This is a genomic window from Actinomadura violacea (assembly GCF_017573465.1).
Taxonomy (GTDB): Bacteria; Actinomycetota; Actinomycetes; order Streptosporangiales; family Streptosporangiaceae; genus Spirillospora; species Spirillospora violacea.
The window spans coordinates 16,672-30,490 of record NZ_JAGEPF010000006.1 but is presented as its reverse complement, the minus strand read 5'-3'; the positions used below and the strand labels follow the sequence as shown (position 1 = coordinate 30,490).

General features: G+C 74.5%; 13 protein-coding genes. 9 read left to right on the top strand and 4 right to left on the bottom strand.

Translation table 11 applies throughout. The annotated features are described in order from the left end of the window. Positions 1-2 precede the first annotated feature (2 nt). A complete protein-coding gene (locus tag J4709_RS09875) occupies positions 3-344 on the bottom strand; it encodes a hypothetical protein (RefSeq protein ID WP_208239392.1) in 342 nt (113 codons plus the stop codon). A gap of 196 nt (positions 345-540) precedes the next feature. Between J4709_RS09875 and J4709_RS09870 the strand changes: the two genes are divergently transcribed. The 7 genes from J4709_RS09870 (at position 541) to mnhG (ending at position 8,166) form a co-directional block, all read left to right on the top strand. After that, positions 541-1,977: an MFS transporter gene (locus J4709_RS09870; protein WP_208239391.1), complete on the top strand. Its 1,437-nt coding sequence runs from the start codon at positions 541-543 to the stop codon at positions 1,975-1,977. A gap of 98 nt (positions 1,978-2,075) precedes the next feature. Continuing rightward, positions 2,076-4,946, top strand: coding sequence for a Na+/H+ antiporter subunit A (locus J4709_RS09865; protein WP_307801116.1), 2,871 nt, complete (start codon positions 2,076-2,078; stop codon positions 4,944-4,946). Continuing rightward, a complete protein-coding gene (locus J4709_RS09860) occupies positions 4,943-5,470 on the top strand; it encodes a Na(+)/H(+) antiporter subunit C (protein WP_208239390.1) in 528 nt (175 codons plus the stop codon). Before J4709_RS09865 ends, J4709_RS09860 begins: the two co-directional genes overlap by 4 nt. After that, a complete protein-coding gene (locus tag J4709_RS09855) occupies positions 5,467-6,984 on the top strand; it encodes a Na+/H+ antiporter subunit D (protein ID WP_208239389.1) in 1,518 nt (505 codons plus the stop codon). Before J4709_RS09860 ends, J4709_RS09855 begins: the two co-directional genes overlap by 4 nt. Beyond that, entirely contained in the window at positions 6,981-7,538 is a 558-nt protein-coding gene (locus J4709_RS09850; protein ID WP_208239387.1) for a Na+/H+ antiporter subunit E, read from the top strand. Before J4709_RS09855 ends, J4709_RS09850 begins: the two co-directional genes overlap by 4 nt. Further along, positions 7,535-7,828 carry an MrpF/PhaF family protein gene (locus J4709_RS09845; RefSeq protein WP_208239385.1) on the top strand — a complete coding sequence of 98 codons (294 nt, stop codon included), beginning with the start codon at positions 7,535-7,537 and terminating at the stop codon, positions 7,826-7,828. Before J4709_RS09850 ends, J4709_RS09845 begins: the two co-directional genes overlap by 4 nt. Continuing rightward, a complete protein-coding gene (gene mnhG / locus J4709_RS09840) occupies positions 7,825-8,166 on the top strand; it encodes a monovalent cation/H(+) antiporter subunit G (protein WP_173098204.1) in 342 nt (113 codons plus the stop codon). The genes J4709_RS09845 and mnhG overlap by 4 nt, the downstream gene beginning before the upstream one ends. Positions 8,167-8,215: 49 nt before the next feature. Here mnhG and J4709_RS09835 read toward each other — a convergent pair whose 3' ends face one another. From J4709_RS09835 to J4709_RS09825, 3 genes are read right to left on the bottom strand one after another with little or no spacing between them, the layout of a single operon-like run. Continuing rightward, the gene (locus J4709_RS09835; protein WP_208239383.1) at positions 8,216-8,893 is read right to left on the bottom strand and encodes a TetR/AcrR family transcriptional regulator; all 678 of its coding nucleotides are present in this window, start codon (positions 8,891-8,893) and stop codon (positions 8,216-8,218) included. Positions 8,894-8,928: 35 nt separating this feature from the next. Continuing rightward, entirely contained in the window at positions 8,929-10,107 is a 1,179-nt protein-coding gene (locus tag J4709_RS09830) for an acyl-CoA dehydrogenase family protein (RefSeq protein ID WP_208239381.1), read from the bottom strand. A gap of 17 nt (positions 10,108-10,124) precedes the next feature. Then, the gene (locus tag J4709_RS09825; RefSeq protein WP_208239379.1) at positions 10,125-11,681 is read right to left on the bottom strand and encodes a class I adenylate-forming enzyme family protein; all 1,557 of its coding nucleotides are present in this window, start codon (positions 11,679-11,681) and stop codon (positions 10,125-10,127) included. Between the two features lie 127 nt (positions 11,682-11,808). Between J4709_RS09825 and J4709_RS09820 the strand changes: the two genes are divergently transcribed. Next, positions 11,809-12,405, top strand: a complete 597-nt coding sequence (locus J4709_RS09820; protein ID WP_208239377.1) for a TetR/AcrR family transcriptional regulator — start codon at positions 11,809-11,811, stop codon at positions 12,403-12,405. Between the two features lie 238 nt (positions 12,406-12,643). Beyond that, a complete protein-coding gene (locus J4709_RS09815) occupies positions 12,644-13,819 on the top strand; it encodes a CaiB/BaiF CoA transferase family protein (RefSeq protein ID WP_208239375.1) in 1,176 nt (391 codons plus the stop codon).

Genomic DNA, 13,819 nt, shown 5'->3' with positions numbered 1-13,819 from the left:
GGTCAGACGAGGGGGACGAAGAACGCGTCGACCAGGAGCGGGACGACCAGGGCCGCGGTGACGAGGGTGTGGCGGACCGCCGCGCGGGACGGGCGCATGAAGAACCAGGCGGCCGTGGTCAGGAGCGGGCCCAGGCCGGCGGCGGCCAGGAACACCAGGGCGAGCTTGCCGTCGCCGTGGCAGGAGACCTCGCCGCAGGAGTCGGGCCCGGCCTCCGTCATCGCGGACACGAAGAGGTTGAACAGCGCCATCGCCCAGCTCACGAGCATCGCGGCGGACAGGACGAACGGCGTGACCGGCCGCACGTGGTCGTTCGGGGCCGCGTAGGCCGGCTGCGTCGTCACGGTGTCCTCCTGCTGCTCGTCGTTCGGCTCTGAGCAGCACTATCGCCGTCGCGGGCGGCCGGGGATCAGGGCGCTTCGACTCATCTCGGGGTGCGGTACCTACTCAGACGCCGCGGACGGACAGGAACGCGAACCGGCACGGCGGACGGCCTGGCGCGGTCCGTTTGATCGCGGGGCGGCGGGCAGGTATGCGGGGATGGGACGTCTCGCAGCCGGTCGCCGGGCCGCCTCGGAGCGCGCGGGCGCCGCGCGGGGCCTGGGCGGGCACCGCAGGGCGCTCACCGCGCTGGTCCTGGCGGACGTCGCGTTCGCCTACCAGCAGACGGCGGTCGTCCCGGTGATCCCGGTGATCGAGAAGGAGCTCGGCGTCGCGCAGGCGTGGGGCGCGTGGCTGCTCAGCGGGTACCTGCTGGTCGCGACGGTCGCGGCGCCGGTGCTCGGACGGCTCGCCGACCGGCACGGGCGGCGCGCGATGCTGCTGCTCGGCCTCGGCATGTTCCTGCTCGGGTCGGTCGCGGCGGCGGTCGCGCCGGATGCGGTCGTGCTGATCGCGGCGCGGGCGGTGCAGGGCATCGGCGGCGCGGTGTTCCCGCTGTCGCTGTCGATCGTCCGCGAGGAGTTCCCGGGCGACCGGGTCGGGTCCGCGACGGGGGTGCTGACCGGCGCGTTCGGGATCGGGACGGCGCTCGGCTTCGCGACGTCCGGGGCGCTGACCGAGGCGGTGTCGTGGCATCTGGTGTTCGCGGTCGGCGCCGCCGTCGTGGCGCTGGCGATGCCGCTGGTGGTGCGGTGGGTGCCGGCGCGGCCCGGGCCGTCGCGCGGGGCGCTGGACGTGCCGGGCGCGCTGCTGCTCAGCGCCGTCCTCGCGCTGGTGCTGGTCGGGTTGACGCTGCTGCCGGAGGCGAAGGGCGCGACGTGGGCGCTGCCCGGCGGGCTCATCGCCGCGGGGCTCGCGGCGGGAGCCGTCTGGTTCCGCCGCGAGAACCGGGTGGCCGAGCCGCTCATCGACCTGCGGACGCTCCGGTCCCCCGCGCAGGTGTGGACGAACGGCGTCACGCTCGCGATCGGCTACACCCTGTTCGGGACGTTCTACCTGGTCCCGCAGCTCGTCGGGAACGGGCAGGAGGGCTTCGGCGCGGGCACCGGCACGGTCGGGCTGTACCTGCTGCCGCTCGCGGCCGGGCAGATCCTCGGCGGCCCCGCCGCGCGGACGCTGCAGAAGGGCGGGACGCCGCGCCGCCCGCTCGCGGCCGGGATGGCGCTGCTCGCGGCGGGGACGGCGGCGTGCGGCGCGATCGGCGGGTCGTCGCGGCCCGGGTTCCTCGCGGCGGCGTTCGTCGTCGGCTGCGGCGCCGGGCTGACGATCAGCGCGAGCGGCACGCTCGTCAGCGTGAAGGCGGACGAGGAGCACGCGGGCGTGTCGACGTCGCTGAACAGCACCGTCCGGCGGGTCGGCGGCGGCCTCGGCAGCCAGGCGAGCGCCGCGATCCTCATCCTGGTCGGCTCCGGGCGCGCGGGCTGGCTGGCGGCGTTCGGGCTGGCCGCCGCGTTCGCGCTGGTGAGCGTGCCGTTCGCCGCGCGCGTCCCGCTGTCGGGGCCGGCGGCCGGGCCGCCACCCGGCCTGAGCGCCTGAACCCCGCGGGTAAAGCAATCGTGTGGGCGCGCCGGGGAGCGTGGCGGCGCCTTCCCGCGGCACTAGGGTGACGGACCAGCACGATCCGATCACCATGCGTGACCGCCGGTTCGCCGTCCACTTCTGCTGGGGCCTCATTGCTGCCGTTGCTCGCCGCGTACTGCGCGGCCGCCGCGGCGGCGCCGGTGCTGGTGCGGGCCATGGGGCGGGCCGCGTTCGCGCCGCTGGCGGCGGTGCTCGCCGCGGCGGCCGGGTGGGCGGCGTGGCCGTGGCTGCGCGGCGGCGCGCCGCGGACGGAGTCGTGGTCGTGGATCTCCGGCCTCGGCCTGCACCTGTACCTGCGCTCCGACCCGCTGACCTGGATGATGATGGTCATCGTCGGCGGCGTCGGCGCGCTGATCGTGCTGTACTGCGGCCGCTACTTCACCGGCTCCGAGCCGAAGCTCGGCGCGTTCGCCGGGGAGCTGGTCGGGTTCGGCGCGGCGATGCTCGGGCTGGTCCTGTCCGACGACATCGTCCTGCTGTACGTGTTCTGGGAGCTGACGACGGTCCTGTCGTACCTGCTCATCGGGTACGACGCGGAGCGCGGCATCGCCCGGCGGGCGGCCACGCAGGCGATCGTCATCACCACGTCCGGCGGGCTGGCGATGCTGGTCGGGCTGCTGCTGCTCGGGCAGGCGGCGGGCACCTACCGGCTGTCGGCGATCCTCGCGGCGCCGCCCGGCGGCGGCGCGGTGACGGCTGCGGTCGCGCTCATCCTGGCCGGGGCGCTGTCGAAGTCGGCGCTCGTCCCGTTCGGGCTGTGGCTGCCGGGCGCGATGGCGGCGCCGACGCCGGTCAGCGCGTTCCTGCACGCCGCCGCGATGGTGAAAGCGGGCGTGTTCCTCGTGGCGCGGCTCGCGCCCGCGTTCGCCGGGACGCCCGGGTGGCGGCCCGTCGTGCTCGGCTGCGGGATCGCGACGATGCTGCTCGCCGGGTGGCGGGCGCTGCGCGAGCACGATCTGAAGCTGCTGCTCGCCTACGGGACGGTCAGCCAGCTCGGGTTCATGTTCGTGCTGGTCGGGGCCGGGAACCGGGTCGCGGCGCTGGCCGGGTTCACGGTGCTGCTCGCGCACGCGCTGTTCAAGTCGGCGCTGTTCCTCGCGGTCGGGGTCGTCGACCATTCGACGGGGACGCGCGACCTGCGCAAGCTGTCCGGGCTCGGGCGCCGCACGCCGGTGCTGTTCGGCGCGGCGATCGCGGCGGCGGCGTCGATGGCGGGCGTCCCGGCGACGCTCGGGTTCGCCGGGAAGGAGGCCGCCTACGAGGCGTTCCTCGGCGGCGACGTCGGACTGGCGGTGCTGCTCGCGGTGGGGTCCGCGCTGACCGCCGCGTACAGCCTGCGGTTCCTGTGGGGCGCGTTCGCTCGCAAGGAGGGCGTCGCGCCGCGCGAGGTGCACCGTCCCGGAGCGCTGCTGCTCGCGCCGGTGGTGCTGCTCGCCGCGGCGGGCGTCGTCGTCGGGCTGCTCGCCGCGCGGCTGGACGCGCCGATCGGGCGGGAGGCCGCGCCGTTCCCCGTGGAGGGCCACGGCGGCTACCACCTGTCGGCGTGGCACGGGTTCGGCCTGCCGCTGCTGCTCACCGCCGTGTCGCTGGCGGTGGGTGTCGCCCTGTTCGTGCTCGGGCGGCGCATCGCGCGCGCGCCGCAGTTCTTCGAGCCCGAAGAGGTCTACCTGCGCTTCATGCACGGGCTCAACACGTTCGCGCTGCAGCTCACCGGGACCGTGCAGCGCGGATCCCTCCCCAACTACCTGCTGATCATCCTGCTCGTCGCGGCCGGGCTCGCCGGCGGCGCCGTCGTGACGGGCCTGCCGTGGCCGGACCCGCTCGGCGAACGGATCTGGGACGGCCCCGCGCAGGCGCTCGTCGCGCTGCTCACCGTCGTCGCGGCGGCCATGGCGATCCGGGCCCGCGACCGGGGCCAGACCGTCGTGCTGTCCGGCGCGTCCGGGTTCGGGGTGTCCACGCTGTTCGTCCTGCAAGGCGCCCCCGACCTGGCGCTGACGCAGTTCCTCGTCGAGACCGCGAGCCTGATCGTCTTCGTGCTGGTGCTGCGGCGGCTGCCCGCCCGGTTCTCCACGCGCTCCCCCGCGCAGCGCACCGTCCACCTGGCGGTGGGCGCGCTGACCGGGCTCATGGCCACCGTCGTCACGCTGCTCGCCGCGCAGGCCCGCCGCACCGTGCCGGTCTCCGCCGCCTACCCCGGCGCCGCGAAGGAGGCGGGCGGGAGCAACATCGTCGCGACCGCGCTGGTCGACCTGCGCGCCTGGGACACCCTCGGCGAGAGCGTCGTCATCGCCCTCGCCGCCCTCGGCGTGACCAGCATGGTGTTCGCGCGGCGGCCGCTGTCGGCGCCGCCCCCGCCCGGCCCCGATACCACCGTCTGGGGCGTCGACGAGATCACCGCGCTGGACGAGGCGCCGCCCGGCGGCGGGTGGCTCGCCGCCGGGTCCACGCTGGCCGCCGAACGGCGCTCCATCGTGTTCGAGGTCGTCGCCCGGACGATCTTCCACACCGTCCTGCTGTACTCGCTGTTCCTGCTGTTCACCGCGCACTCCGCGCCCGGCGGCGGGTTCTCCGGCGGCATCGTCGCGGGGCTCGCGCTCGCCGTCCGCTACCTCGCGGGCGGCCCGTTCGAGCTGCGCGAGGCCGCGCCCGTCCCGGCGGGCGCGCTGCTCGGCGGCGGCGTGGTCGTCGCCGCCGGGACCGCGCTCGGCGGCCTGGGCTGGGGGCACGCGGTGCTGCAGAGCACGTCGGTGGGCGCGCACGTGCCGGTGCTCGGGCACGTCCACCTCGTCACGTCGCTGCTGTTCGAGATCGGCGTCTACCTGATCGTCGTCGGGCTCGTCCTGACGGTGCTGAACGTGCTCGGCGCCGAGGTCGACCGGCAGACCGAGGCGGACCGGGCCGGCGGCGGGGTGCCCGGGTGAGCCCGTCGCTGGTGCTCGCCGCGACCGGCGGGACGCTCGTCGCCGCCGGTGTCGTCCTGCTGCTGGAGCGCAGCCTGTCCCGGCTGGTCGTCGGGGTGCTGGTGCTCAGCAACGGGGTCAACCTGCTGATCCTCACGGCGGGCGGCCCGGCCGGCGCCGCGCCGATCCTCGCCTCCCGCGGCCCGCACGGTGGCCCGCACCGCGCGCTGAGCGATCCGCTGCCGCAGGCGATGATCCTCACCGCGATCGTGATCTCGCTGGCGTCGGCGGCGTTCGCCCTCGCCATCGCCTACCGCGGCGGCCGGCTCAGCGGCGACGACGACGTCCGCGACGACATCGAGGACCTGCGGGTCCGCCGCGAGAGCGAGGACGACGTCGGGCTGCGCGCCGAGCGCGAGCGGCGCGCCGTCGCCGACCCGTCCGAGCTCGGCGCCCGCGAGGAGCCCGACAGCGACTTCCCCGGCGGCGTCCCCCGCGACGGCCGGCCGCGGAGGGACGGCCGGCCGCGGAGGGACGGCCGGTGAACGCGCTGGTCCCGCTGCCGGTGCTGCTGCCCGTCCTGGCCGCCGGCGTCAAGATCGTCATCGGGCCGCGGCACCCGCTGCTCAAGCGCGCGATCAGCGTCGCCGCGCTCGCCGCCGTCCTCGGCGTCGCGATCGCGCTGCTGGTCCGCGCCGACCGGGACGGCCCGCAGGCGGTGCAGCTCGGCGGATGGCCCGCGCCGGTCGGCATCACGCTCGTCGCCGACCGGCTGTCCGCGGTGATGCTCGTCGTCTCGTCCGCCGTCACCCTGTGCGTGATGGTGTACGCGTTCGGGCAGGACGCCGCCGAACGCGACCGGGACACGCCGATGTCGGTGTTCCACCCCACCTACCTGCTGCTCGCCGCCGGCGTCTGCGACGCGTTCCTCGCCGGCGACCTGTTCAACATGTTCGTCGGGTTCGAGATGATGCTGATGGCCAGCTACGTGCTGGTGACGCTCGGCGGCACCATGGCCCGCGTCCGCGCCGGGACGACCTACATCATCGTCGCGCTGCTGTCGTCGATGCTGTTCCTCGTCGCGATCGCCGTGCTGTACGCGGCGACGGGCACCGTCAGCATGGCGCAGCTGTCGTGGCGGATCGCCGAGCTGCCCGGCCCCGTCGCCCGCATCGCCGAGGTGACGCTGCTGACCGCGTTCGCGGTGAAGGCGGCGGTGTTCCCGCTGTCGATGTGGCTGCCCGACTCCTACCCGTCCGCGCCGACCCCGGTCACCGCCGTGTTCGCGGGCCTGCTCACCAAGATCGGCGTGTACGGGGTCATCCGCGCCGAGACGCTGCTGTTCCCCGGCGGGCACCTGCGCCGGGTGCTGCTGGTCGCGGCGCTGCTCAGCATGCTCGTCGGGGTGCTCGGCGCGATGGTGCAGATCGACGTCCGGCGGCTGCTGTCGTTCACGCTGGTCAGCCACATCGGCTACATGATCTTCGGGGTGGGGCTGGACTCGGCGGCGGGGCTCGCCGCGACCGTCTTCTACGTCCTGCACCACATCACGATCCAGACCACGCTGTTCCTGGTCGCCGGGCTGATCGACCGGCGCGGCGGCGCGACGTCCCTGGCCCGGCTCGGCGGGCTCGCGCGCACCGCGCCGCTGGTCGGCGTGCTGTTCTTCGTCCCGGCGATGAACCTCGGCGGGATCCCGCCGCTGTCGGGGTTCCTCGGCAAGCTCGGCCTGCTGCGGGCCGGGCTCGCGCAGGGCGGGCCGCTCGCGGACGCCCTCGTCGCGGGCGCCGTCGTGACGAGCCTGCTCACCCTGTACTCGCTGGTGAAGGTGTGGAACCAGGCGTTCTGGAGCGCCCCGCCCGAAGACATGCCCGAAGGCGCGCGCGCTGGGCGGCTGCCCATCGCGATGGTCGCCGGAAGCGCCGCCCTGGTCGTCCTCAGCCTCGCCTATACCGCCGCCGGAGGCCCGCTCTACGCGCTGTGCGAGCGCGCCGCCACCGAACTGCTCGCCCCGCAGACCTACGTCCAGGCCGTGTTCCCGTCGGGAGGCGCCACTTGAGGGAGTTCACCATCCGGGTCGGACGCCGCCGCGCGATCCGGCTGCCCGCCGTCGTCTGGCTGACGCTCGTATGGATGCTGCTGTGGGACCGGCCGTCCGTCCCGAACCTGCTCACCGGGCTGGCGCTCGCCGTGCTGCTGCAACTGGTGTTCCCGCTCCCGCCGATCGGCCCGCAACTGCGGCTCCGGCCCGCCGGCCTCATCGTCTTCGTGCTGCGCGCCGCCGCCGACCTGCTGCACAGCGCCGGTCCGCTGGCCTGGCAGGCGGCCGGCGGGCGCGGCCGGGCCAAGCGGAACTCGGTCATCGCGGTGCCGCTGCGCACCCGCTCCGACCTGATTCTCACCATCATGGCGATCTCGCTGTCGGCGACGCCGGGCACGCTCGTGCTCGACGTCCGGCACTCCGACGCGACGCTGTTCCTGCACGTACTCGGCGCCGCCGACGACGCCGCCGTCGAGAAGGCCCGGCGGGACGTCCAGGCCCTCGAACACCGGACGGTCCGGGCCTTCGGCACCCCCGCCGACCTGCGCGCCCTCAGGGAGGACCGGTCATGACCATCGTGCTGGACGCGGTGACGGCGGTGCTGTTCCTCGCCGCCGCGTGCACCCTCGTCCGGATCGTCCGCGGCCCGTCGATGCTCGACCGCGCCATGGCCCTGGACGTCCTGCTCGCCGTGATCATGGCCGGGCTCGGCACGTCCGCGGTCGCCGACGGCGTCACCTGGGTCATGCCGACGCTGCTCGCCCTGTCGCTGGTCGCGTTCGTCGGCTCGGTCGCGGTCGCCCGGTTCCTCACCCACCATGTCCCCCGCCCCGACGAACCGGACCAGGGGGCGGACGCGTGAGGACGGCGTTCACGGCGGCGTTCCTGCTGCTCGGCGCGGGCGCCTCGCTCAGCGCCGGGCTCGGCCTGCTGCGGCTGCCCGACCTGTTCACCCGGATGCACGCCGCGACGAAGTCGCAGGCCGTCGGGCTGCTGCTGGTCCTGGCCGGCGTCGGAGTCCGGTTCCCGACCATCGAGGTGCTCACCTCGCTGGTGCTGGTCGCGCTGCTGCAGATCATCACCGTCCCGGTCGCGGCGCACCTGGTCGGGCGCGCCGCGTACCGCACCGGCCACGTCGACCGCGCCCTCCTGCACGTCGACGAGCTGGAGCGCGCGCTCGAGTCGTCCGGCGACGACTGAACGCGGCAGGGCCAGGCGGGCGCGTCCGGGTCAGGCGGAGGGGTCCGGGTCAGGCGGAGGGGTCCGGGACCGGCCGGTTCCCGAACGCCCCGGCCTCCCAGAGCGTGCGCACGTTCCGGACCAGCGGCGGGCCGACCGCGCGCAGCGCGTCCAGGTCGTTGTCGGCGACCGCGTTCGTCACCAGCGTGCTCGTCGCGGCGACGACCATCCGGCAGGTGAAGCGGCCCGCGTCGTCGCGGACGCCGAGCAGGTCGCCGAGCACGTCGATGATCGTGTCCTGCAGGTTCGCGCGCCGCCGGATCGCCTCCGGTCCCGCGGCGTACACCTCGATGAGGAACAGTCGGGTGTAGGGCAGCTCGATGGCGAGCGCCTCGAGGTAGGCGGTGAACGCCTGCTCGAACCGGTCCATCGGGTCGCGCGCCGCGTCGGCGAGGAGGCCGTGCTCGTCGCCGCCGACCATCTCCATCAGATGCTGCAGCAGCAGCTCCCGCGCCACGTCGAACGCGGCCATGAAGCAGTCGAGCTTGCTGTCGAACACCTGGTAGAAGCTCTGCCGCGACACCCCCGACCGCTGCAGCACGTCCGCCACCGAGGTGGCGACATATCCCTTCTCGGCCATCACCTCGGCGATCGCGGCGCACAGCCGCGACCGCTGGATGCGTTCGACTTCCTCCGGTGACAGCGCGGAGCGCCCTCTGGGCAGCCGGCGCGGCGATGAGTCCGACACGCGTTCACCTTACGTCCACCTGGGCCGCCTCCCGCTCACGGCAGCATGGCGAGGCCCTTGGCGATGCCGTTGCGCTGGATCTCGGACGTCCCGGTCAGCACCCGGAACATCCGGACCTTCCGGAACAGGTACTCGACCTCGTTGCCCTGCGTCAGGCCCTCCTTGCCGTGGATCTGGACGGCCTCGTCGAGGATGTCGAAGGCGGTCTCGGCGACGAACAGCTTGCACATGAACGCCTCCAGCCGCGGCGGGGTGCCCGCGTCGAGGTCGGCGAGCGCCGCGTACGTCATCGACCGGGCCGCGTAGAAGCCGGTGGCCATGTTGGCGAGCTTGTGCTGGATGGCCTGCAGCTGCATCAGCGGGCCGCCGTGGACGACGCGGGTCCGCGCCCGGTCGAGGGTGAGCTGGAGCGCGCGCCTCGTCATGCCGAGCAGCGTCGGGCAGTGCAGCAGCCGGTTCACGGTGACGCGGCCGAGGCCGATCTTCATGCCGTCGCCCTCGGCGCCGATGAGGTTCGCGGCGGGGACGAGGCAGTCCTTCAGGATGACGTCGCTCTCGATGTGCTCGCCGGACATCGGCGTCGCGCCGTCCACGACCTCGCAGCCGGGGCTGTCGAGGTCGACGATGAACGCCGAGAACGACTTCTCGGTGCCGTCCATGCGGGCGATGACGATGGCGAAGTCGGCGACGGGCCCGGCGCTGCTGAACACCTTGTGGCCGGTCAGCCGGTACCCGTCGCCGTCCCGGACCGCCGTCGTGCTCATCGCGCGGACGTCGGAGCCCGCGTCGGCCTCGGTGAGCGAGAAGCAGCAGGCGCGCTCGCCCCGCGCGACCGGCAGCAGGTAGGTGCCGAGCTGGTGCGGGGTCGCGGTGCGGAACACGTCGCCGGCGCGCAGCGGCCCGCCCATCTCGCCGAGGACGCTGTGCCCGAGGACGCGCCCGGCCGCCGCGACCTCCTCCTTCAGCGCGGCGAGCCGGGTGTGGGTGAGGCCCTGGCCGCCGAACTCCGGGGCCAGGTGGATGCCGTAGAAGCCGAGTTCGCGGCTGCGCCGCCACACCGGTTCGAGGAGCGCGCGGCTGATCGGGGTCGTCCGGTCGACGCCGTGCTCGCGCTCGTAGTCGGCGAGCTCGCCGTCGAGGTAGCCGCGCAGCCGCCCGACCAGCGCGGCGAGTTCCGGGTCGCCGTCGTAGGACGGCCGCAGGGAGAAGGTCATCGGGGTCTCCAGACCGATCAGTTGACGTGCCGGTCGGCGCCGGCCCAGAACGGCGCGCGGACCGCCTTGCGGTCGACCTTGCCGTTGCGGTTGTGCGGGAGGGCGTCGACGAGGTCGACCGACCGCGGCTTCTTGAACCGGTCGAGGTGCTCGGCGCAGAACGCGATCAGCTCGTCGCCGGTGACGGCGCCGGGCGCGGACGGCACGACGACCGCCTTGACGGCCTCGCCCCACCGCTCGTCCGGCACGCCGACGACGCAGACCTCGCGGACGCCCGGGTGCTCGTACAGCACCGCCTCGACCTCGGTCGAGTAGATGTTGAAGCCGCCCGAGATGATCATGTCCTTCTTGCGGTCGACGATGAACAGGTAGCCGTCCTCGCGCATCCAGGCCAGGTCGCCGGTGTGCACCCAGCCGTCGCGGAACGTCTGCGCCGACAGCTCCGGCTCCCGCCAGTACTCGGTGACGCAGTCCGGGCCGCGGACGATGATCTCGCCGACCTCGCGGGGCGGCAGCTCTCCGCCGTCCTCGTCCACGACCCGGATCTCGGTGTCGTAGGCGGCGCGGCCGCAGGATGCGAGCAGCTCCGGGTCGTTCTCGACGGCGTTCGCGATCTCCGCGCTGTTCAGGCCGGCGACGACGCTGGTCGTCTCGCCGAGCCCGTAGCCCTGCGCGATGATCGGCCCGAACACCGCGACGGCCTCGCGGAGCCTGCGCGGCGACACGGGCGCGCCGCCGATCCGCAGGCTCGTCAGGCTGGACAGGTCGCGCTCGGCGAGCCCCGGATGCGCCATCAGCAGGTTCAGCATCGTCGGGACGACGAACGTCGCGGTGATCCGCTCCCGCTCGACGGTGTCGAGGAACGCCTCGACGTCCCACGCGGGCAGGATGTGCGCGGTCGCGCCGCCGAACACCCCGGCGAGCAGGCCCATCCCGGCGGCGTGCGTGATCGGGCCGCAGGCCAGGTAGCGGCTGCCGGGCCGGGGCCGCGACTCGTCGCTCATCAGCTGCTTGCGCATGTTCGCGAGCCGGTTGCCGAACGTCTGCGTCGCCGCCTTCAGCGCGCCGGTCGAGCCGGAGGTGAAGTTCAGGACGGCCGGGTCGGTGTCGGCGACCTCGACGCGGACGGGCCCGCCGTTCCCCTCGGCGAGCAGGTCCCGGTAGCCGAGGGCGCCGCCCGCGTCGCCGTCGTACTGGACGGCCAGGCAGCCGGTGCCGGCGGCCTCCAGCGCGGCGAGCGCGTCCTCGCGGTGCGCCGCGTCGAACAGCAGCGCCTTCACGGGCGCGTAGCCGAGGATGTGCCCGATCTCCGACCGGCCGAGCCGCGCGTTGATCGGCGCCCTGGTCAGCCCGGCCTTGTAGAGCGCGAACTCGGTGACGACCAGCTCGCCCCGGTTCCACGCCAGGCTCGCGACCGCGTCGCCGGGCCGCAGCCCGCGCGCGACGAGCGCGGCGGCGAGCCGGTCGGCCTCGGCCTCCAGTTCCCGGAACGTCCACACGTGCTCGCCGCACACGACGGCGCGCTCGTCCGGCCAGTACCGGGCGCTGCGTGCGAGGTAGATGCCGAGGTTCATCGACCGCCCCCAAGAGTTCTCGAACGATGTCTGCCGAACTTACCGGCTGTTTCCGTACAGATTGTTCATTAACTGAGAGACTGTCAAGGGTTCCCTATGCTGGGACGCTCCGGACGGGAGGCGGGCGATGGCCGAGGACAGGCGGACGAGGCGGACGAGGCGGGCACTGCGCGACGCCCTGGTGAGCCTCGTGCTGGAGCGCGGCTACGCCGCCCTCACGGTGGACGACATCACCGGCCGCGCCGACATCGCGCGCGCCACCTTCTACAGCCACTGCCGCGACAAGGAGGACCTGTTCGCCCAGGTCGCGACCGAGCTGCTGGACGAGCTGTCGGCGCGGCTGAGCCCGGTCGTCGCCGGGTCGTCGGTCGGGTTCACCGGCAAGCCCGTCCTGGAGCTGTTCCGGCACGCCCTCGACGAGCGCGACCTCTACCGGATCATCCTGCGCGGCGAGGGCGACGGCCGGCCGCTGCGGGACTTCACCGACGCGTTCGTCCGGCGCACGACCGGTGAGTTCCGCGACCGCGCCGAGCGCAACGGCGTCGAGCCGCGCATCGACCCCGAGCTGCTGGCGCGGGCGTGGGTCGGCGAGCAGATCGCGGTGCTGCGCTGGTGGCTCGAGCACGACGTGCCGCCGATGCCCGCCGAGGAGGTCACCCGGATGCTGCTCGACCTCGCCGTCCACGGCCGCTACTGGGCCAGCGGCTTCGACCTGCCCGTCTAGCCGCCTGCCCGCCTAGCCGCCCGGCCGCCCGGCCGCCCGGCCGCCCGCCGGCGGGCGGCTTTCGACGTCTCCGCAGGTCCCGCCGGTGCGGGGCCGGCTTCGGCATGCCCGCGAACCGGGTCTCACGGTCCCTGCGGACGCCTCGCCGCACCTCTTGCCACCCCTGCCGGTGTGACGTATATTACCGGGCACTTTGCACGTTAATGAACAAGTAGTTCATTAACTGAGAGGAGCGCCCATGGCGGAGGACACGCCCGCGGACCCGCGGGCCGCCCGGTCCGGCGTCGCGTGGTCCGGGCTGGACGGGACGCGCGTCCTGGACCTGTCGCGGCTGCTGCCCGGCCCGTTCGCCACGATGCTGCTGGCCGACCTCGGCGCCGACGTCGTCAAGGTCGAGGACCCGTCCGGCGGCGACCCGCTGCGCGCGTTCGGCGCGGACCGGTTCGCCGCGTCCAACCGCAACAAGCGGTCGATCGCGCTGGACCTGCGCACGGCGGACGGCCGCGACACGTTCCTGCGGCTGGCCGCCCGCGCGGACGCCGTCGTGGAGAGCTTCCGGCCCGGCGTCCTGGACCGGATCGGCATCGGCTACCAGCGGCTGCGCGCCGCCAACCCGCGCATCGTGCTGTGCTCGCTCACCGGCTACGGGCAGGACGGCCCGTACTCCGGCCGGCCCGGCCACGACCTCAACTTCCTCGGCCTGTCCGGCTTCTTCGCGCTCCCGCCCGGCGTGCACGGCGCCGCGACGCGTCCCGGCGTCCGCGCCGCCGACCTCATCGGCGCGATGTACGCGGCGCTGTCCCTCGCCGCCGCCGTCACCGGCGCCCGCCGCACCGGCACCGGCCAGCACCTGGACATCTCGCTGCACGACGCCGCCACCGCCTGGGCCGGCGGCCCCGCGCTCGCCGCCCCCGGCGACGCGTCCGGAACCGGCGCCCCCGGCGGCGGGGCGCTCGTCATGGGCGACAACGACGTCTTCACCACCGCCGACGGGCGCCGGCTGTCGTTCGCGACGTTCGAGGACAAGTTCTGGATCGCGTTCCGCACCGCGCTCGGCCCCGCGTTCCCCGCGCTCGACACCGCCGCGTTCGACCGGCGCGCCGACCGCACCGCCCGCCGCCGCGAGGTGCACGAGATCCTCACCGGGACGTTCGCCGCGCGCGACCTCGCCTGGTGGGACCGCGTCCTCACCGGCCTCGACCTGCCCTGGGCGCCCGTCGTCAGCACGCCGGACGAGCTGCTCGGCGACCCGCACGTCGCCGCCCGCGGCCTCGTCCACGCCGCGGGCGGGCGGCCGCAGATCCGGTTCCCGACCCGGTTCGGGGCCGGCCTCGCCACCTTCCGCCGCCCCGCGCCCGCCCTCGGCGAGCACACCGCCGAGATCCTCGCCGAACTCCACCCCCGGGAGAGCTGA